This window comes from uncultured Aquimarina sp., assembly GCF_947492405.1.
Taxonomy (GTDB): Bacteria; Bacteroidota; Bacteroidia; order Flavobacteriales; family Flavobacteriaceae; genus Aquimarina.
In genome coordinates this window covers 136,540-156,605 of record NZ_CANLMP010000007.1, presented here as the reverse complement: position 1 = coordinate 156,605, position 20,066 = coordinate 136,540, and the positions used below count along the sequence as shown (strand labels likewise).

General features: G+C 33.2%; 13 protein-coding genes. 5 read left to right on the top strand and 8 right to left on the bottom strand.

The window, feature by feature from the left end:
- The first annotated feature begins 349 nt into the window (after positions 1-349).
- The 5 genes from Q0829_RS22280 (at position 350) to Q0829_RS22260 (ending at position 4,125) form a co-directional block, all read left to right on the top strand.
- A complete protein-coding gene (locus Q0829_RS22280) occupies positions 350-1,294 on the top strand; it encodes an RHS repeat-associated core domain-containing protein (protein WP_298547101.1) in 945 nt (314 codons plus the stop codon).
- Positions 1,295-1,874: 580 nt separating this feature from the next.
- On the top strand, positions 1,875-2,444 hold the full coding sequence (locus tag Q0829_RS22275) for a transposase (protein ID WP_298547100.1): 570 nt from the start codon (positions 1,875-1,877) through the stop codon (positions 2,442-2,444).
- 51 nt (positions 2,445-2,495) lie between these two features.
- On the top strand, positions 2,496-3,113 hold the full coding sequence (locus Q0829_RS22270; RefSeq protein WP_298547099.1) for a hypothetical protein: 618 nt from the start codon (positions 2,496-2,498) through the stop codon (positions 3,111-3,113).
- Between the two features lie 296 nt (positions 3,114-3,409).
- Positions 3,410-3,892, top strand: coding sequence for a hypothetical protein (locus Q0829_RS22265; RefSeq protein WP_298547098.1), 483 nt, complete (start codon positions 3,410-3,412; stop codon positions 3,890-3,892).
- An 8-nt stretch (positions 3,893-3,900) separates the two neighbouring features.
- Positions 3,901-4,125, top strand: coding sequence for a hypothetical protein (locus Q0829_RS22260; RefSeq protein WP_298547097.1), 225 nt, complete (start codon positions 3,901-3,903; stop codon positions 4,123-4,125).
- A gap of 26 nt (positions 4,126-4,151) precedes the next feature.
- Here Q0829_RS22260 and Q0829_RS22255 read toward each other — a convergent pair whose 3' ends face one another.
- The 8 genes from Q0829_RS22255 to Q0829_RS22220 form a co-directional block, all read right to left on the bottom strand.
- The gene (locus Q0829_RS22255) at positions 4,152-4,382 is read right to left on the bottom strand and encodes a tyrosine-type recombinase/integrase (RefSeq protein WP_298547440.1); all 231 of its coding nucleotides are present in this window, start codon (positions 4,380-4,382) and stop codon (positions 4,152-4,154) included.
- Positions 4,379-4,681, bottom strand: coding sequence for a hypothetical protein (locus Q0829_RS22250; protein WP_298547096.1), 303 nt, complete (start codon positions 4,679-4,681; stop codon positions 4,379-4,381). The genes Q0829_RS22255 and Q0829_RS22250 overlap by 4 nt, the downstream gene beginning before the upstream one ends.
- A gap of 366 nt (positions 4,682-5,047) precedes the next feature.
- Positions 5,048-6,430: an endo-1,4-beta-xylanase gene (locus tag Q0829_RS22245; RefSeq protein ID WP_298547095.1), complete on the bottom strand. Its 1,383-nt coding sequence runs from the start codon at positions 6,428-6,430 to the stop codon at positions 5,048-5,050.
- 133 nt (positions 6,431-6,563) lie between these two features.
- On the bottom strand, positions 6,564-7,760 hold the full coding sequence (locus Q0829_RS22240) for a hypothetical protein (protein WP_298547094.1): 1,197 nt from the start codon (positions 7,758-7,760) through the stop codon (positions 6,564-6,566).
- 4 nt (positions 7,761-7,764) lie between these two features.
- Complete coding sequence (locus tag Q0829_RS22235) at positions 7,765-9,315, bottom strand: RagB/SusD family nutrient uptake outer membrane protein (RefSeq protein WP_298547093.1); 1,551 nt, start codon at positions 9,313-9,315, stop codon at positions 7,765-7,767.
- A 30-nt stretch (positions 9,316-9,345) separates the two neighbouring features.
- Positions 9,346-12,483, bottom strand: coding sequence for a TonB-dependent receptor (locus tag Q0829_RS22230; RefSeq protein ID WP_298547092.1), 3,138 nt, complete (start codon positions 12,481-12,483; stop codon positions 9,346-9,348).
- A 132-nt stretch (positions 12,484-12,615) separates the two neighbouring features.
- Positions 12,616-15,276 (bottom strand): glycoside hydrolase family 3 protein, encoded by a 2,661-nt coding sequence (locus Q0829_RS22225; RefSeq protein ID WP_298547091.1) that lies wholly within the window; start codon positions 15,274-15,276, stop codon positions 12,616-12,618.
- 543 nt (positions 15,277-15,819) lie between these two features.
- On the bottom strand, positions 15,820-19,986 hold the full coding sequence (locus Q0829_RS22220; protein WP_298547090.1) for a hybrid sensor histidine kinase/response regulator transcription factor: 4,167 nt from the start codon (positions 19,984-19,986) through the stop codon (positions 15,820-15,822).
- Between the last annotated feature and the right edge of the window lie 80 nt (positions 19,987-20,066).

Below are 20,066 nucleotides of genomic sequence, written 5' to 3'. Positions count from 1 at the left end.
CAGAACTCACTAAATCAAGTCTACAACACGATTATATAGCTATAGTATTATAATATTCCTTCAAAGAATTATCCTTTTAAAGCTCAAATCTTCAAGTATAGCAGTAGTTGCGCGGCTGTTTTACATAAACTCCAGTTATAGCTCCTGACTTTGGAAGAGCAGGTATAACTAAGATTATGTAACACAGCTTGGGTAATGCAGCTGGCTTTAGAAGTTAGCTAGTACAAATACACAAACCCGTAATCAAGGTAAAGCCAGAATTACTATTTTAGCAATGCAGAAAGATACACGACAGAAAGAACGTTCTTAAAAAATAGCATCTTTAAAGGTAACCATTTAAAAAAAGGGTGTGCGTTTAAAAAAACGCATAAGTTATTATCCATTTGGACTACAACATAAAGGGTATAATGACCTAATTGTATCAGAACATAACTACGGTTTTGGTGGGAAAGAAGAACAAGATGAGTTAGATCTAGCGTGGATAGATATTACTGCACGTAACTATGATCCCGCAATAGGTAGATGGATGAATATTGATCCTCTTGCGGAAAAAATGAGGAGACACTCCCCTTATAATTATGCATTTGATAATCCTATATTTTTTGTAGATCCTGATGGAATGATGCCATGCCCAAATGGAGATTGTCCCGAAGAACATCAAATAAATAATAAAGTTGAGTATTCTTCAGGAAGTATGCTTCAACCTACAAAAAGTAGACAAGGCATAACAAGAATTAATACTAATTCGGTTAGAAACAATAAAGCTATTCAGATAAATAAATCTAATACTGTTAAAAACAGTACAGGCTCAGGCTTAGTTCAATTAGCGAATAAATCAACAGGTATTAAGACTGAAACTGATACAGCCAATAGGACAACAACAGTACAAACAGGTCAGTTTTTTGATAAAGAAGGTAATAAAGTGTCTGCTAAAGATAATAAGACAGGTTCTTTTGTACTGACGACAACCAAAGTTACTGAGACTATTGATTTGAATGCCGATATAGATTTGGATAGTTCCGTCAATGTTACTACGGAAATAACTACACAGAATTTTTCAGTTTTTAGAGGTAAGAATAGTATACATTCTATTTTTGATGAAGGCTCTAGTACAGAATCTTATTCTGAGAATATTAAACTTTCTGAGTCTAGTAATGAATTTGTTAGTCATACTATAAATTCAGTAAAAGAGAATGGGTTTGCTAGAGGTAATAATATTAGATTATATACGCAACAACAACGGAATTTACAAGATGCATTACAAGAGGCAATAGATAATAATACACAAGAATAATGAAAAGACAAATTATAAAAGTTATAATAGTAATATTAACTTCGTTTCTGTTTGTAGAACTTTTTAAAATAATTTTCACAAACAGTATAGAAAACTATTTTTTTGATAGAAACAGTAAAGATAGTGAAGCAATGACTCTTACAATACTTTCTATAAGAGAACTTCCTTTTTTGCTTTTCGCAATATTCACTTTTATATTTAGAAAGAAAATTAAAGTAAAGTGGTATCTATTGTTACTTGGTATTTTTTTAGGGTATTTATTAAATAGAATTATATGGTAAAACCCACTCCGCAAAGTCTCTTGACTTAGCTGGATACTCGAAGACGGATTTATAAATATTAAGAACCAGTTACATTAATTTGTGGCTGGTTTTTTATGGATTAAGAATATACTTTTTCAGCTTTAAAGTCACGGATAGACATATCAATAAAATAGAATAGTTTTTCTTTAACTTCTAAGGGTAAGTTTTGTACCCCCCGCTCCCGCTGGTCTGCGACTAGTGGCGTCAACGATTGGTCAGCAAGAGTGGATAACAAAAAGCTACTGTAGCATAATAGTAGCTTTTTGTATTTTGCTAAGATGAGTAGGAATTATAAATTTCATAATAAATCTGGATTGTATTTTGTCAGCTTTGCTACGGTATATTGGATAGATGTTTTTATTAGAGAAAAGTACTTGTCGATCCTTGCACAAAGTATTGATCATTGCAGAGCAGAAAAGAGTATGGAGGTATATGCATATTGTTTTATGCCAAGTCACACGCATTTGATCTTTCGGTCAGCGAATGATGATCCATCTGAATTAATTAGAGATTTCAAAAAGTATACATCCAAAAAAATAATACAAGCAATAGAAAATAATCCACAAGAGAGTAGAAAAGAATGGTTGTTATGGATGTTTGAAAAGGCTGGTAAAAAGAATGCTACTGTTACACATAGACAATTTTGGCAACAGCATAACAAACCAATAGAATTATGGACAGATAAAGTAATCCAACAAAAGATAGACTATATTCATAATAATCCAATAGAGTCCGGTTTTGTAACTGATCCTATAGATTGGAAATATAGTAGTGTCAGAAATTATCAGTATGATCATACTGTCTTAGAAATTGATAGTGATGGTTTTCTATTAGGATTAACCAAATAGAAATGCCACTAGTCACAGACTAGCGGGAGCAAGGGTTTTAATTTAAAAATCATGAAAAATATTATAATAGTAATTATTGCAAGCTTTTCAATTTGTTCCTGTAAAGAGGTAAAAAGAGAAAGTAAAATAGAAGAAAAAGTAAAGTCAGAAGTAATTGATTTAAAAGACCCTTCATATTGTAATGACATAGAAAATACAATTGGCATCTTATTTGTTAATAACGAAAATTTTAATAAAAATGATGAGCTTAAGATTTTAAATAAAGATATGTCAACCTTTAAGGCTTGGAGAGCAAAAGAAGAATATGAAATTCTTTCTTTTAGATGTTTTGGAGCGAAAGATAGTATTTACTCAATTTTCATAGATGATGAAACCAAATACATTTTAAAAGATGACCGTTTAGTTATTCTTCAATCTTGGGAGGAACATTTGTTGAATAGTATTTTTTCCATTGGTTTAGATCTAGAAGAAAATCCAATTAGAGAATCTATAGAAGGAAATCCAATATTGTCGGAAAAGTCAAACAACTATAAAATATCTCCAGTAGAAATAAAAGGGGAATGGATGAAAGTAAAATATCAAAATTTCAATACCGAAAAAACTACAGAAGGTTGGATAAAATGGAGAAACGAAAAGTGCCTTTTTGTAGAAATATTTTATTTTGCCTAGAAAGCAGTCTACTTTTTTGAAGATATTGATGACAATAGTTTTTAACCCAGAAATTTGAAACCTATGTCATCAAATGTCAAAAGCTATTAATAACCCCGATGGCTCGGATATGATAGCGCATATCTGCAATCTGTGTGGCGTACGATTAAGAAAATAAAAGCTAAGAACCAGCTACATTGATTTGTAGCTGGTTTTTTATAGCCTAAAAGCGAAAAAACATTTTAATCTATAAATAACTAAATATTGGGGTAACATATCTTCTTTCTAGTACACTATACTAATAGAAACTACAACCAATGAAACAAGAACAACAACAACTATTATATAAAGTCATGCGTAATTTTGAAGGAATGCAAAAGATTGAAGTCTTTGATCTTTTACATCGTATGGAAGTTTTACTCTACTATGCCAAAAGCCCTTTACAATCTGATCATCTTAAACGCATTATTTCATCTGATATGGATCGGGAGAGCGCTGTGGATCCTTTTGGATTTACCATATTACCCAACGGAAACTTTTGCGAGTTCGAAGGATCGAATGACTGGATTCATATTTATAAAGAAGTAAAACGAGGACTAAGCAGATGGAATCCTATAATTACTTATTACTTTAAAACAAAGTATGCGCCCTTGGAACTTCTAAAATTATCCAAAAAAAATCTATTAGAGAATGTGCATAATACTGCACATCAAGAGGAAGTCGCTTTATTTCTATCCGTATATCAGATCTCTAAAAAAGATAGAGATACTGGTAAATTATTAGTATTAACCTTAGAATAAAACTTCCTATGATTTCTAAACTTAAAAAACTTATAAAGGATAAGGAAAAGCTACAAGCCCTATTGCCTGGGTTGATTTTTGGTCTTACTATAAATGCACCTATTTTATTAGTGGAGCAACCACTTAAACCAGAAATTGATTATGAAGAAGTAAAGAATGATAATCCTTCTAGATTTGAAATAATTTTTGCGAATAATCAAGTGTACTTCTTTTCTATAGAGCCTGAAAACTGATACCCTTTAACCATATTCTTAGATAGTCAATCAAAATCCATCAACCCTTTTGCAAATTCCTTCTTAGTATCATCATCAAAACCTGCAAAATATGCCTGCATGGTAGCCATATCCTTATGACCTAAACTTTCCTGTATAAACTCCATGCTAGCCCCCTTTCTAACAGATAAGGTTGCAAAGCTATGGCGTGCCCAATATGTAGAAATATTCTCAGGAAGTTTATTGGCTTCACACAACTTCTTAAGATGTTGATTTATGAATTTTGTGAAATTTTTAATTGCTCTTTGCTGTATGAATATGAATTAGCAGTAGAAATTCTATTCTGTTTTGTATACTCCGATATAATACCCTTATAATGATAATATACCTTTACACCTTCATTTTTCTTTCTAAAAAGTTTTCTCTCAAATGCTGCAAAGGAAAAAGGAACTATTTTTTTGGCGACTTCGACTGCTTGCTTTTCTACCGCTTGTAAATCATACCTGGCTTCCTTGTATGCTTTTCTTGTGTTGGTAGTTTCCCAAACACTAGCAAATTCTTTTTTCCGTGAAATCAAAAATGGTAGGATATAATTTCTGCTTTCGAGGATTAGGAGTAAAAACTCTTAACTTAACTGGATATTTACCATTAGATTTTGCCCTTCTTGTATCTAGATATATGGATATAGAGTATTCTTGAGTCATAATTTATGTATGAATAATTTGCATATAACAAAACAAATTAAGAAATACAACCCTCTTTAAAACTCTTTTAAATACAACTGTTTACAAAGAATTAACATATTATATCAACATATAAAATTTTCACTGGCAGTCAAGAGGTCGTGGGTTCGGGTCCCATCTTCTCCACAAAACAACAATCCCTGTAAATATAATTTTACAGGGATTGTTTATGACGATGTGTGTGTTATGAATAAAATCTATTATAAGCCTTCTAAGAAACCTTGATAGGCTAGTTTTTTATTAAAAGAAGCATCAAATAAAAGAGGCCATTCTGGTCGACCGTTATTTTCTGGAATAAGCCAAGTATCATCATCTTTTAATCCCCAAAGTGTTATTGCATATTTCTTATTCTGTGGAATTGCATTAAAGATTTCTACTACTTCTTGTACTCTTTGAGATTGAGCCATTGCTCTTTCCTCAGTAAGTTCAGTCAAATCATTCGCAGCGTTTACCTTTACATCTAACTCTGCAAAATGTATTAATACGTCTTTTGCAACTAGCTCATCAGTAGCATCTTGTATTTGTTGAGTGCTTGGAAAATTGTAATCTATATGCATTTGATACCCAACACCATCTATAAGATCACTTGCTAACAAGTCGTCTACCATTACCAGTACTTTTCCTCTTTTCGTAGCATCAAATGTCATGTTATAATCATTATAAAACAACTTCACATTAGGATCAGCAGCTCTTGCAAAAGCAAAACATTTTTCGACATAATCTTCACCCATTCTCTGTAAGAAAACGGTATCTCTCCATTGAATATTTGGATCATCATCAATGGCTTCATTAACGACATCCCAAGAATTAATTCTGCCTTGATATCTAGTCAACACATCTGTTATATATTGTTCTATTAAGTCTTCAAACTCTTGATTTGTACCACTAAAATTTTCTAATGCTTGAGGCAGACTTCTATGCCAGATCAGTGTATGCCCGTGTACATTTAGATTATTTGCTTCTGCATAATCAACTAGTGCATCTACTTTACTCCAATCATATATAATTGCACCGGTATTATCAATACCCGTAAAGATAGCAGCCATTTTCATATCATTTTCTGCAGTGATACTACTAAACTCTCTTGTATATACTTCATCATAAGAGGATATATTAGTCCTAGCTTCAGAAACTGCTACACCGACAAAAAAGTTATTTTCTGTAGCGCTCTTTAGGGTAACATCATCAGGGAACTCCGTATTTGTCTCTACCGAAATCGTATTCGAATTTCCTGAGACTACTCCGCTTACAACTGCTCTCACTCTATAATAATATGTAGTATTTGATATCAATCCCGTAACTGATTGAGACAGTTGGTTTATAGACAGATTCTCAAAACCGTCTACGAAGGAACTAAAGCCACTATCAGTAGAAACATCTAACACATATTCACTTGCTCTAAATACATTATTCCAGTTTGCATTAAAACTTGTTAAAGAAATATCACTTGCTTCTTGGGCTACTGGTGCTATTGCTCCAGAAGAACCGTTATCATCATCATCGCTTGAGCATGACATAAATGACAGTATGCTAAGGCATACAATGACATAAAATGTTGAGTTATTTATTTTTCCTATTTTCATCTTACTATTTTTTAATTTAATACAACAAGGAGGATCTCATCAAATCTTAACTTGAATCAGCTCCTCCTTGATATGGTTATTAACTTCTTTTTTTACAAAAAAGAAACTGGGGCTTTTTTTGTTTTAATATTAGTTATTCCAGTTCTAAAATCTCGAACTTAATATTATCATATTTGTATCCCGAAGGCACCACTCCAGCGCCTCCTTCATGGCTGATTTGCATCTTAACAGCTATGATTGTTGATGGATTTACATCTCCATTCCCTTGATTTCCTGGATCAAATCCAAATCCGAAATCTGCCATTTTTAGTCTTAAGGTTTGCCATCCGGTTCCTTCTAATGGAGCTTTGATTAGCCAATTGCTTCGATCGTCTTCTAATACAAATTCCATTACCGTACCTGGAAAACCATCTCCATTAATATCTATGATTAGGAAGGCATTTTCTGCATCCGTAGCTGTTGTTACAGAAGCAATACTTTGATGAGAACTTCCTGTAAAGCCATCTGTGCCCGTATCATCCCAAATAATTTCTGCTCCAGTACTTCCATCTGCACCTATCCCATTGGCAATTCTAAACATGTTGTCTCCATAACTGAACCAATCAGCATTATAATCGTTATTAATATTTGGTATCCCATTACCTTCAAAATCAGTTATTAAAACCTCCACAACACCTCCTACAATCGGTAAATCTTTAGAAACCATTCCTGCTGAAGTAACTACGGTAAACTCTGTTGTTTCGGTTCTACCTTCAGGAAAAGTAAAAATAAGTTCCTGAGGAGAAACCACGATAAAATCTCCTACGGATTCTCCATCAATTAGCACATCCTGTACATTAAAAAACCAGTTACCAAACACTCTAATTTCTACACCAGCTTCTCCTTTTGGTGGAGAAAAAGTATCCTGAACCGTCAATGTAGGTTCGGGTTGTTTTATCTCAAACTCAGAAGATACCGTTTCACCATAAAGATTAGTAAATTTTACTGTTTGGGTTCCAAAACGACTTCCTTGATCTGCATCAAAGGGAACGTTAAAGAACAGCGCTACATTAGAATTCAATGCTGAGTTGAAAAAGGTATTTACAGTTCCATCAAAGACGATTTCTTTCATATCACTTAGACCTGATCCTTCTACTCTAACCAATTCATCCGGAAAACCCGAATTGATCGTAGGTTCATCACCAAGAGATAGGATAGTTGCAATTTCTGGCGTACCGAATTCTCCTCCATCGTCTTCGTTATCTTCACAAGAAAACAACCCTAAGAACAAGACCATTATAGAGGATAAGGTAAGTAATCCCTTATTCGTATTTATTAATTTGTTTTTCATTTCTTTAATTATTAATTACATAATCTATTGCTGGACTTGCAGTATCTATAAACGATAACTCTGCAGACGGAATTGGCAGTGTAAAGCCATTATCACCGGCATTATCTACAAAAAACGATGAAACATCTAAAGGAACCAACGTATTTACTGTTCCTCGATCCTGACTTCTTATAATAGATGTTGCCATACCTCTATCCATTCTTACCAAATCAAGCCAAAATTTACCAGCTTCAAAAGCAAATTCAATTCTTCTTTCATCCATAAGTGCTTCTCTGGTTAACAGTGCTTTTTCTGAAAGTCCCGCTCTTCTTCGAATTTGATTAAATGCATCTAGTGCCTGAACATCTCCGGTAGAATCTGCGTCACCCATAATAGCTTCTGCATAGATCATGAGTACATCTGCGTATCTCATTAGTTGTGTACTCATTTCTGTTCTCATAAAAAATACATTCGGATACTCATTTAAGGATCCTACCACATATTTTCTATATCGTAACTTTGTCGAAGATTCATCACCATTTTCAGGAAATGTCCACCCTCCTTGGGTAGTTAGTAATTCAGTGTACGTTCTTCCTGGTTCACAAATAATCCATTTTCTTCGTAAATCTTCTTCATCCGGTTCTGTTATCTTATCAAAGGCAAGATACAGATCAATACTTGGTGCCACAGATCCGAAAGAACCATCATTACCAATGACATCGTCGCTTGCAATAAGGTAGGCTTGGTTTGTATTTTGTATACCCCATAATCCATTAATGGAAGTCCAAACCCATCTATAAATACCTTCACTATTTACACTTGCTGACGGATCTATAAATTGATCTTGATAATTAGGTTGTAAATTATGTAAGCCACTGTTGATAACCAATTCTGCATACTCCCTGGATTTTGCATAATCCTTACGGGTTAGATACATTTCTGCCAGATACGACCAAGCTGCCGTTTTTCCTACTCTTATTCCACCAGAAGAACCTAGAGGCAATAACTCTGCTGCTTTTTGTAAATCATTTTCTATAAAAGCATAGATACTAGAAACCGTATTAAGAGGGTATAAAGTAGAGGTGTCTGAAGTGATTTCATCAATAACTGGAATTTCTCCCCATAATCTTACCAAATAGAAATACGAAAAGGCACGGATAAATCGTGCTTCACCTTCTACTTGATTTTTAACTTCTTCAGAAATCTCAGGGTTCAATTCTCCTGCTACAACTTTTAACAGTTGATTTGCGTCTGCAATTCCTTTATAAAAACCTTCCCATCCTTCTAAAAGCGTACCATTATTAACTCCTACAGAGAATAGTCTCCAAGGAGCATCTCCTTCGAAACCGATGGAGTTACCTGCTAACATATCCAAAGAATACATAAACTTATCATTGGTTGTAAAAAAGGATTGCCCGTATAAGGAGTTTGCTCCAGCTAATAGTTGATCATCTGTTTGATAAAAATTATCTTCTGTAATAGAATCTACAACATCAATTTCTAAAAAATCATCACCACAAGAGGTTAGAAAGGTCAATACAATGAAATACTTTAAAAAATTCTTACTATTTTTCATACTGAACATATTATTTTCTTTTTCATTTTTTTAAAACTGTACATTTAGTCCAAGGGTCATTGTTCTTGGAACGGGATATCTACCAAAGTCTATCCCTTTAAAAAGAGCACTTTGATTTAATGATCCTACCTCTGGATCGTAACCTGAATAATCCGTAAAGGTGTATAAATTTTGAATAGTGGTATATACTCTAATTTGATCAAAAATTTTGGTTTTACCAAACGTATCTTTAGGCAAAGTACATCCGAAAGTAACACTCTGAATTCTTAGATAAGAACCATCTTCTATAAATCGATCAGACACTCTATTGTTTCCGTTTTTATCTCCATCAGAATATCTTGGCAAACTTCCATCTGTATTTGAAGCACTGAATCGATCTATTACAGAAGTCGCTTGATTAGCATTAAAACGATTTACACCCTCGATATACGTTCTGGTATAATTATAAATGTCGTTACCATAAGATCCCTGAAGGAAGACTGATAAATCAAACATTCCATATCGGAAGTTATTAGTTATACTATAAGTGAAATCTGGATGTGGGTTCCCGATAAAAGTTCTATCATTATCGTCTATGGTACCGTCTCCATTAAGGTCTCTAAAACGAACATCACCAATCCAGGTGCCAGTCGCCTCATTACGACTACTCTCTGCTGGGATTACACCATTGTCCAATTCCTCTTGGGTTCTAAATAAATCATCCGTTACAAAACCATAAAACATTCCGATTGGCTGACCAACTTCTGATCTTGTCAAATCTGCAATAATTTCCTCATCTCTTAATGTACCTATAATAGCATCATTTTCACCAGATAGTTCTGTGATTTCATTGCGATATAAACTGAATACAATATTAGTATCCCAACTAAACTTCTCATTAGTAACATTTTTAGTGTTTAACGTCACATCAATACCGTCATTGATCATTTCACCAAAGTTTTCTACAGGAGCATTGACCCCGATAAAAGACAATGTGTTTAAACTTCCTAAAAAGCCTGGAACGGGTCTTGTCGCAAGAAAATCTTTGGATGTTTTTCTATAAACATCAACATCCAGTCTAATTTTGTTATCCGCAAAACCAAGTTCAACTCCCAAATTAGGAGAAATTAATGATTCCCAAGCTACATCGGCATTAGCGAAATTGGCTAAACTAAATCCACTACCAAGCGCTGTATTTTGATTTCTAAGAAAGCTTAAGTAAAGGAAATTATTAATATCCTGGTTTCCACTGGTACCATATCCAGCTCGGATCTTAAAATAACTCCAAGCACTAGCGATTCCTTCCATAAAAGGTTCATCACTAACTACCCATGCAGCTGATACTGATGGAAACAATCCCCATCGATTATTGGGACCGAATTTTGAGGATCCGTCGTATCTAAGCGATGCTGAAAGAAAATATTTAGAGTTATAATTATAATTAATTCTACCGAAATATGAGAGAAGTGATTGAGCTCCCTCGAAAGATTCTGATAACGATGTTTCTGCATCACCGGTATTTAAACCAGGAATATCATTACTAGGGAAATCGGATCGTTGTCCGGATAATCCTTGAAATTGAACTTTTTGAGCTTCTGTTCCCAATAAAATATCCAACCCATGATTTCCTATCTGAGGAGTATAGGTCAAATAGTTTTTAAATAGATAATACAATCCTTCATTCGCGCTTTTAAAAGCAGAATTCAAGCCATTCGAAAGTGATCCAAAATCAAAAGTTGGGAAAAAGCTTTCTGTTTTGGCTGTATTGTAATCGTATCCTAAATCAGATCTAAACTTAAGATTATTTGCTAATTTTAAATCTAAATAAATATTTCCATTCACTTTGAAACGTTCCAGCGTGCTATTTCTTATTTCTGAAGCAGCTACTGGGTTAAGTGCTCCTGTATTACCCAAACCATTTTCTGGAGAACCAAACGTCCCATCTGGATTTCTAACGGGTACATCAGGTGTTTGTCTTAAAGCTGATGTAATAGTTCCATTTCGAGAATCGTTTAATCCTATTTGTTCTAATGAGCTACTTAAATTAATATTGTGTCCAAATTTAATTCTATCGTTATATTGATAATCTAAATTTAATCGTAAACCAAACCTCCTTAAACCAGAGTTAATTATAATACCATCTTGATCAAAATAATTTGCTGAAGCGTAGAATTTTGTTCTTTCTTTTCCTCCAGAAATTGATAATTGATGGTTGGTTATCGGAGCGGCTCTAAAAATTGCTTTTTGCCAATCCGTTCCTTCTCCCAAAATGCCTGGATTTTCAAACTGCGGAGCTGGAGGCAAATTAGTTGATGGACTTTGTCTAACCTCATTTGAATACGCTGCAAATTCTCTAAGATTCATCATATCCAATAATTTTGGTGCCGTTTGAATCCCTCCATATGTCTCATAATTTATCTTAGCTTTACCAGCTTTTCCTCTTTTTGTAGTAATGAGAACCACACCGTTAGAGGATTGTGCTCCATATATCGCTGCTGCAGAAGCATCTTTTAAAACTGTTATCGATTCGATATCATTTGGATTCAATGCAGAAAGAGGGCTTATTGCGGTTTGCCCGCCAGTTCCTCCGAAACGTGAAAAATTAAAGGAATCACTTTCTGAATTCTGAACGTTTACTCCATCAATAATATACAAAGGTTCATTAGATCCGGTTACCGATGTAGTACCACGTATTCTTACAGATACCGCTCCTCCGGGTCGTCCGGAGCTTCGTGTTACAGTAACACCAGATACTAATCCTTGAATCCCTTGATCAATATTAGTAACGACTTGTTTTTCTAAAACATCTGCATTAATTGTGGATATAGCCGATGTAAGATCTTTTTTTCTACTTTGTCCATACCCAATAACCACAACTTGTTCTAAATCTGTTGCTTCCGGAATCATAACAACATTGATTTGTCCTGATTCGATCACAATTTTTTCTACGGTTTGCATCCCAACATAAGAAAATACCAAAATATTCCCTTTCGATAATCCTTCTAATTCATAGTTACCATCAAAGTCAGTTAATGCACCATTGGTAGTACCTTTTACCAAGACTGTTACACCTGGCAAGGGCATATTTGATTGATCCGTAACTGTTCCACTTACACTATCTTCTTGCGAAAAAACATGCTGTGTCCCAATTAAAATAAATGCAATAATTGCTAGTTTAAGTTTTATCATATGACATTGTTTTTATGTAGTTTAGTTAAAAAGTGCCTAATAGCTACTTTTGTTTTCCTTTAATTAGTATTCCTTGTCCCTTACAACTATTTAAATACCAATTAATTAAAGCTTCATCTTTTGGTTCCATTTTTAGTTAAGTGTGATTTTTTTAGTTAAATTTTTTGTAGTTGCAGTATCATTTTGATCCGGTTGTTTTCCACCTACATAAATTTGAAATGCTCCTGATATCTTTTCCTTATCTCCAGCCGAATTAATAACAGCATATTGTTCTGGAGTAATTGTAAAACTTACTTTTTTTGTTTCTCCGACTTCTAAGTTGATTCTTTTAAACCCTATTAATGAGTGTTTAGCTCCATCGGTATATTGTTTTTTATCTTGAGATAGATAGAGCTGTACAACCTCATCTCCTTTGCGATCTCCAGTGTTAGTAATTTGTACTGATACAGGAATGGTTTCATCAACTTTTATAGTATCCGGTGTTTCTAATTCTGAATATGAAAAAGTGGTATATGACAACCCATGTCCAAATTCATATAGAGGATCTCCCTTAAAATATTTATATGTTCGATTGGTCATATCATAGGATTTAAAATCTGGAAGGTCTTCAACAGATTTGTAGAAAGTAACAGGTAATCTACCTGCTGGATTATAATCTCCAAAAAGAACATCAGCAATAGCTCTTCCTCCAAATTCTCCTGGATACCATGCTTCGAGAATAGCAGAAACATTATCATTAGCCCAATTGATAGCAAGCGCACTTCCGTTCATTAATACTAACACTGTTGGCTTACCTAGAGCTTGTATTTCTTTTAATAAAGTAACCTGAGATTGTGGTAATGAGATTTCTGATCTATCTCCTTTATCGAAACCATCCAAAACGACTGGCATTTCTTCTCCTTCTATGTCAGGAGATAATCCTAAACAAAGCACCACAACTTCTGATTTTTTAGCAGCTTCTATTGCAGGTGACAAAAGGTCTTCATCCAATTTAGACCATAGCAATTGAGCTTGTGGATCTGTATGATAATTGTAATATTTTATCTTAATATCATACGATTTACCAGCTTCTAATTTCATGTCCACATACTTCATTTTTGGCTCGTGATCATCTTTAAAATCTACTTTTAAAGAATCGTTCACATAAAGTTTACCTGCACTACTAGCTCTTAACCCTATTCTATATGAACCGCTTTCTTCTGGAACAATTTTTCCAGTCCATCTAGCAGAAAAACTATCTGAAGTTGCATTCTCAAATGGTGCTTTAGAAACCCATATGAAATCTATTATGCTATCATTTCTGATTACTTTTGGTTCACCTTTCCACTCTTTATTATCGAAATATTCTCCTTTTAGTCCAATATTATCTCCATTTCTTAATGCAGAAACGGGTATTGGTTGTAATAAAGGCCATCCTTTTGCAATATGACTTCCTTTAGCATAATGCACTTTTGTATTTGGTAATTTTTCTTTGATTGCTTTTAGAGGAGTAATATTATTTAGAGGAGTTCCATGATAATTACCCAACAAAGCTTGTTTTGCATTTGCATTAGGGCCTATTACTGCAATCGATTTTATTTCTTTTTTTAGAGGAAGTAATTTTCCTTCATTCTTTAACAGCACCATGGATTCTCTTGCTGTTTTTTCAGACAACTTATAATGTTTATCGCTACATACTACATCATACGATATTTTAGACCAGGAAACTATCTCTTCCGGGTCAAACATACCAAGCTTAAATCTAGCTTCCATAAGTCTTGACAGTGCTTGGTCTACTTTATCTTCATCTACTAACCCTTTCAGAACGGCATCACTTAGATTTGGATCATATACATCTCCACAATTTAAATCTGTACCTCTACTTACTGCCAATGCTGAAGCCTCAGCAGGGGTCTCGACTAATTCATGCTTATTTGGTTCCCAGAAATCGTTAATTGCCCAACAATCCGAAACCACATAACCATCAAACCCCCACTCTTTTCGAAGTATATCATTTAACAATAAATTACTTCCACAACAAGCTTCATCTCTATATCTATTATATGCACACATTACAGATTGCACATTCGCTTCTTTTATAGCAGCTTCAAATGCAGGTAAATATGTTTCTTTTAAATCTCTATCTGATGTATGATAATTGTCTTCGTGTCTTGATTTTTCTGGTCCGCTATGTACTGCAAAATGCTTCGCTGTAGCAACGACTTTAAGGTATTTCGGATCATCACCTTGTAATCCTTTTATAAAATTAACTCCCATTCTTCCGGTGAGGTATGGGTCTTCTCCATAGGTCTCCTGACCTCTTCCCCATCTTGGATCTCTGAAGATGTTGATATTAGGAGTCCAAAAAGTAAGTCCTTGGTATATTCCTCTTTTATTTTCCTTGACAAAACGATGATGTTTCGCTCTTGCTTCATCAGAAATTACTGTACCTACATCAAACAGTAATGGTGCGTTCCAAGTAGCTCCCATTCCAATTGCTTGCGGAAATACTGTAGCTTCACCAGCTCTCGCAACACCATGTAAACATTCATTCCACCAGTTATACTCGGGCACTCCTAAACGTTCGATAGCTGGTGCATCATATCGCATCTGAGAAACCTTCTCAGAAAGAGTCATATGACTTATTAAATCACTTACCCTCTCATTAATAGGTAGTTCTGGGTTCTTAAATTTATATTCTGTTTCTTTTTTTGTTACACATCCAATATTTAATTGAAAAATAATTGAAACGACAATTAAATTGTTAACTCTGAAAAGTTTTTTTAATCTTTTTTTGGATTCTTTCCTTATCATTATTGTTAGTTAAAGCTGGTTCTTTTTATGATATTAGGTCAAGTATAAAAACGAATAATCCGAGCACTAATGCTATTAAAAATATCTCTCCCAAAATTTTAATTTTAGAGTACTTCTTATTCATGTCTTTTGACTAATTCACAATTTTTTAACAATTTATATACAGGATTAAAAAAACAATGCCACAGATAAAGCATATGATAAAACATTTGTTGCATCCAGCCGCTTTACTACGGTTTTACAACATTTTAGACAGTTGAAGCAACAATCGTTATAGCTGAAATCGACCAATACATGGTCTAATTATGAAGAATATATTTTATGGTTCTTTTTGCTAATACTTATACAATGAATGTTATAGAAAATTGAACATGTCTTAAATTACAGCGTGTTGTTGAAAATACATTGGGCTATAAACAATCTTTCTATTCCACTTAAAATAGCATTAGAATAGGGTAGAAGTATAAGTTATTAATAAGCTCATAATTGTATAATTGAAAATTCAGATATAAAACGTTAATAATTTAACTAAGAATACTTATTTTAAGATTCATTGATAGTCACTTCTGTAGGTAATATTCCAAACTGAGTTTTGAAACACTTTGTAAAATAGGAGGGAGAAGAAAACCCTACCTTATAGCAGACTTCACTAATGTTGGTAGAACCGCTTTCTAGAATTTGTTTCGCCTTTTGTAATCTAATGTTTCTTAAAAATTGATTGGCTGTTTGTCCTGTTAGTGTTTTTATCTTCCTGTAAAATTGACTTCTACTCAGATGAAGCTCTGAAGATAAAGATTCTACGCTTAAATCCGGATCACTTAAATTTTCATAGATATGATTCAACACTTTTTGAATAAATTCTTTATCTAGCGATGTGTTGTTCTGATTGATATCGGCATCACTAACATCACTAAAGTACTTATTAAAGACTATTTGTCTTATTGTAAGCATCTGGGTTAAATATGATTTTAACACTCTCATATCAAAAGGCTTATTGAGATACACATCTGCACCGGATTCAATGCCTTTTAATCGATCATCTTCCATCGTTTTTGCAGTAAGCATTAAAATAGGAATATGACTCGTTTTTATATCTTTTTTAATCATTGAACAGAATTCAAAGCCATCCATTTCTGGCATAATTACATCAGTAATAATGATATCCGGCACTTCTTTTTTAGCTATTTCCAGACCTTCATTACCATGTTTGGCATCAAAAACTTTGTAGGTATTACTTAATTCTGTTTTCAGATAGTTTCGCAACTCGGTATTATCTTCGACAATTAATAATCTATTGGTTTTTTGTTCTTCTTCTATTTGATTTTCTAAGCTTTGATTATGAACATTACCTATAAATTTAGTTTTAAGAAGAACATCCGAGTCTTCATCACTTAGCACAATTTCGCTTTCGCTGAAATGTTTTTTGCCTAAAGGTAAAATTACCGAAAATGTTGTTCCTTCATTAACAACACTATCAACTTCTACTTTTCCTTTATGCAACTCTACAAAACTTCTAACCACTTCCAAACCAATTCCGGTACCGCCATAATACCATTTGTTCAGGTTATCTACTTGATAAAATCGCTCAAATATCTTATCTAATTGTTCTTTTTTAAGACCTGGACCAGTGTCAGACACACTAATTTCGAATGAGTCGGATAAAATACCATCACCAGTTTTTTCTGTAAGGGTTTGTCTAACCTTTTTTATCGAAACAGTTATCTGCCCTCCTTCTGAAGTAACTTTAAATGCATTGGATAATAAATTGAAGATGATTTTCTCTAACATACCAATATCTACCCATACTTTTAGTTCTGGCATTTCATGGTTTATAGTCAGGTCTATTTTTTTATGAGATGCTTCCACAACAAAATGACTTACTACATCTTGTACAAAAGTGATGATATCAAGTTGTCTTGCTTTAATACTCAATTTATTAAGTTCTAGCTTTCTATAATCCATCAACTCATTAATCAATCTATATAGGCGATCTGTATTTTTGTGAATTATCAGATGCTTTTCATTCACCTCTTTGGGTAAGTTTAATTCTTCATTTTTGAGTATGTCTTCGAGAGGATTAATTATAAGCGTTAAAGGAGTTCGGAATTCGTGAGATATGTTGGTGAAAAATTGTAGTTTTTTATTATGAAGTTCTTCTTCTTTAATTCTTTTTTCTCTTTCATATCGTATTAGTTGCTTCTCTCTAATTCTATTTTTTGTTACTCTATTTAAAAGATATATACCAAGCAAAAACAATAAAACATATGATGATAACGCCCAGTTTGTTTTCCACCAGGGTGGTAAAACCTTTATCTGTAAGTGCAGTGGAGTTTCATTCCATTTACCATCATTATTCGCTACTTTTAATTTGAAAGTATAATTTCCTGGATCCAGATTAGTATATGTTGCACTTCTTGTATTACCGACATAATTCCAGGAATCTTCTAATCCTTCTAAGTAATACGCATATTGATTTTTCTCTGGACGTGTATAATTAACACCTGTATATTCAATGGTAAAAACTGATTGTTCATTACTTAAAGAAATACTATCGGTCTCTGAGATCACTTTATTTAGAGGAGAGCCTTCTTGATTTGGATACACCTTTTTATTAAATATTTTAAAATCTGTAAGGTATAGACTTGTTGAGCTATTATTTGTTTGTATGTTTTTTGGGTTAAAATAATCTACACCATTATAGTTCCCGAAATAAATATTTCCCTTTTTATCTCGAAATGCGGCATTAAAATTAAAATCATTTGACAAGAGACCATCGTTAATATTATAATTAATACTTCGTTTGTTTTCAAGATCTAATTTATGAATCCCTGCATTACCACTTGTCCAAATATTATGATATTCATCTTCAATAATCGCAGAGACATTTTCATCTTCTAATTCATATAATTCATTATACCAAATAAAGCTATATGTATCTGGATTATACCTACATAAACCTGCACCTCTTGTGCCAATCCATATAGATTTATCCGCTCCTTCATAGATCGTAAGTATATGATTTGTATCGGATTCGTTCTGATATTCACTGTTCATCTTCTCTCTTAATAATATAACAGAAAATTGATCAGTATTCTTTTTCCTTACTATATACAATCCATTAGCAGTACCTATCCACAGGTTATTATCCGCATCTACTAACACCTTTCTGACATCGCTGGTGGGAATTCCATATTTAGAAAATTCTTCGGACTTATGGTGAGTAAACTTTTCTTTTGACGGATCATATGACATGATTCCACTAAAAAAACTTCCTATCCAAATGATACCTTCAGCGTCTTCTGCAAAACTTAATATACTATTAGAAGCGAGTGCACCATTGGTATTTTCCATCGTATAATTAATGAATCTTTTTGTTCCTTTTTTTAGCAAAAAGACACCTCCATTCCAGCTTCCTGCCCAAATATTTTCTTTACTATCTATAAAAATTGTTTGAATATCATAGGCCGTAAGATTCGAAAAATCTTCATCATTTTTTTTATTAATATGAATAAATTTCTGACTGTTTGGATCATAAATATCTATTCCTCCTCCATCAGTGCTAATCCATAATAAGCCCGACTTATCCTGGACAATTCCAGTAACAGAACCTGCTTCTAGAGAATTAGGGTTACTGGCTAGACTTTCTATATTTTTAAACTTATCATATAACTTATCATAAACTGCAATACCTTTGTTATAATATCCTACCCATATCCTTTCGTTATTGTCCATAAACAGAGACCATATGGAATTTGATCGAATACTATTCTTATTATTTTTATCAAAAAGGTAATTTTTTATGAGTTCGCCGTTAGCTTTAATATGAAACAATCCATCGTTTTCAGTCCCACAGAGTATAGACCCATCTGCATTAGAAATCATTGAAAAAATTCTCTTATTGGTAAATTGTAAGTTTTGAATACTGAAGGTATTATGGGCTTCTTTGTCAATTTTATATATTCCATTGGATATACTACCTAACCATAGATTATTATTGTTGTCGATCAATAAAGATATAATTGGTGTACGTACCGATTGCATACCTTTTTCTGTTGTAAAAACCGCAAGACCTAATGTATTTGTTTTAGGATCATATACTTTCAATCCATAGTTGGTTGCTGCGTATATTCTTCCTTCAGAATTTATTTTAAGATCATGAATATCTATAGAACTTTGTTTATCCTCAGTATCGACATTGGTTACCTCCTCTATAATATAGGTTTCTGAATTTAACTTAAGTAAGCCTCTTTCATATGTACCGATAAAAATATCACCAGTCCCATCGTCTATGATACTATTAACGGCAATATCTGATTGATAAAAGTTTTTTAGTTGAGAAACAATATCAATTCTCTTAAATTGATCCAATTCTCGATCATAGAGATCTAATCCATTTTCTGTACCAACCCAAAGTCTGTTCTTTTTATCAATAAATGAGCAGTAAATAGAGCTACTTCTTAAAGAAGTAGTATCCTTTAATTTATGTTTATATGATTTATATTCAATTCCATCATATCTGTGCAAACCTGCCCCGTTTGTTCCTATCCAAATAAAACCATCATAATCCTGGATAATCACCGGTACAGCTATTTTAGAAGTACCATCTTCTATATTTACAAAATTAAAATCATTAGATTTTTCTTGTGCCCAAATGAAATTCAGACAACAACAAAAAAAGAATAAAAATGCTATACTATTTTTAATATTCATAAATTGATATTGCAATACTTAAGAATAAATATAGCATGTTTTATCATATTTCGTTGATTTTTAATATCTCTCAGGTTTAA

What these genes read in the sequence shown, in the direction of transcription:
- Q0829_RS22275 (WP_298547100.1), top strand. Translation starts at nt 1,875, where the DNA reads ATGAGTAGGAATTATAAATTTCATAATAAATCTGGATTGTATTTTGTC.
- Q0829_RS22240 (WP_298547094.1), bottom strand. Translation starts at nt 7,760, where the DNA reads ATGAAAAACAAATTAATAAATACGAATAAGGGATTACTTACCTTATCC.
- Q0829_RS22230 (WP_298547092.1), bottom strand. Translation starts at nt 12,483, where the DNA reads ATGATAAAACTTAAACTAGCAATTATTGCATTTATTTTAATTGGGACA.
- Q0829_RS22225 (WP_298547091.1), bottom strand. Translation starts at nt 15,276, where the DNA reads ATGATAAGGAAAGAATCCAAAAAAAGATTAAAAAAACTTTTCAGAGTT.
- Q0829_RS22245 (WP_298547095.1), bottom strand. Translation starts at nt 6,430, where the DNA reads ATGAAAATAGGAAAAATAAATAACTCAACATTTTATGTCATTGTATGC.
- Q0829_RS22235 (WP_298547093.1), bottom strand. Translation starts at nt 9,315, where the DNA reads ATGAAAAATAGTAAGAATTTTTTAAAGTATTTCATTGTATTGACCTTT.
- Q0829_RS22220 (WP_298547090.1), bottom strand. Translation starts at nt 19,986, where the DNA reads ATGAATATTAAAAATAGTATAGCATTTTTATTCTTTTTTTGTTGTTGT.
- Q0829_RS22270 (WP_298547099.1), top strand. Translation starts at nt 2,496, where the DNA reads ATGAAAAATATTATAATAGTAATTATTGCAAGCTTTTCAATTTGTTCC.
- Q0829_RS22265 (WP_298547098.1), top strand. Translation starts at nt 3,410, where the DNA reads ATGAAACAAGAACAACAACAACTATTATATAAAGTCATGCGTAATTTT.
- Q0829_RS22260 (WP_298547097.1), top strand. Translation starts at nt 3,901, where the DNA reads ATGATTTCTAAACTTAAAAAACTTATAAAGGATAAGGAAAAGCTACAA.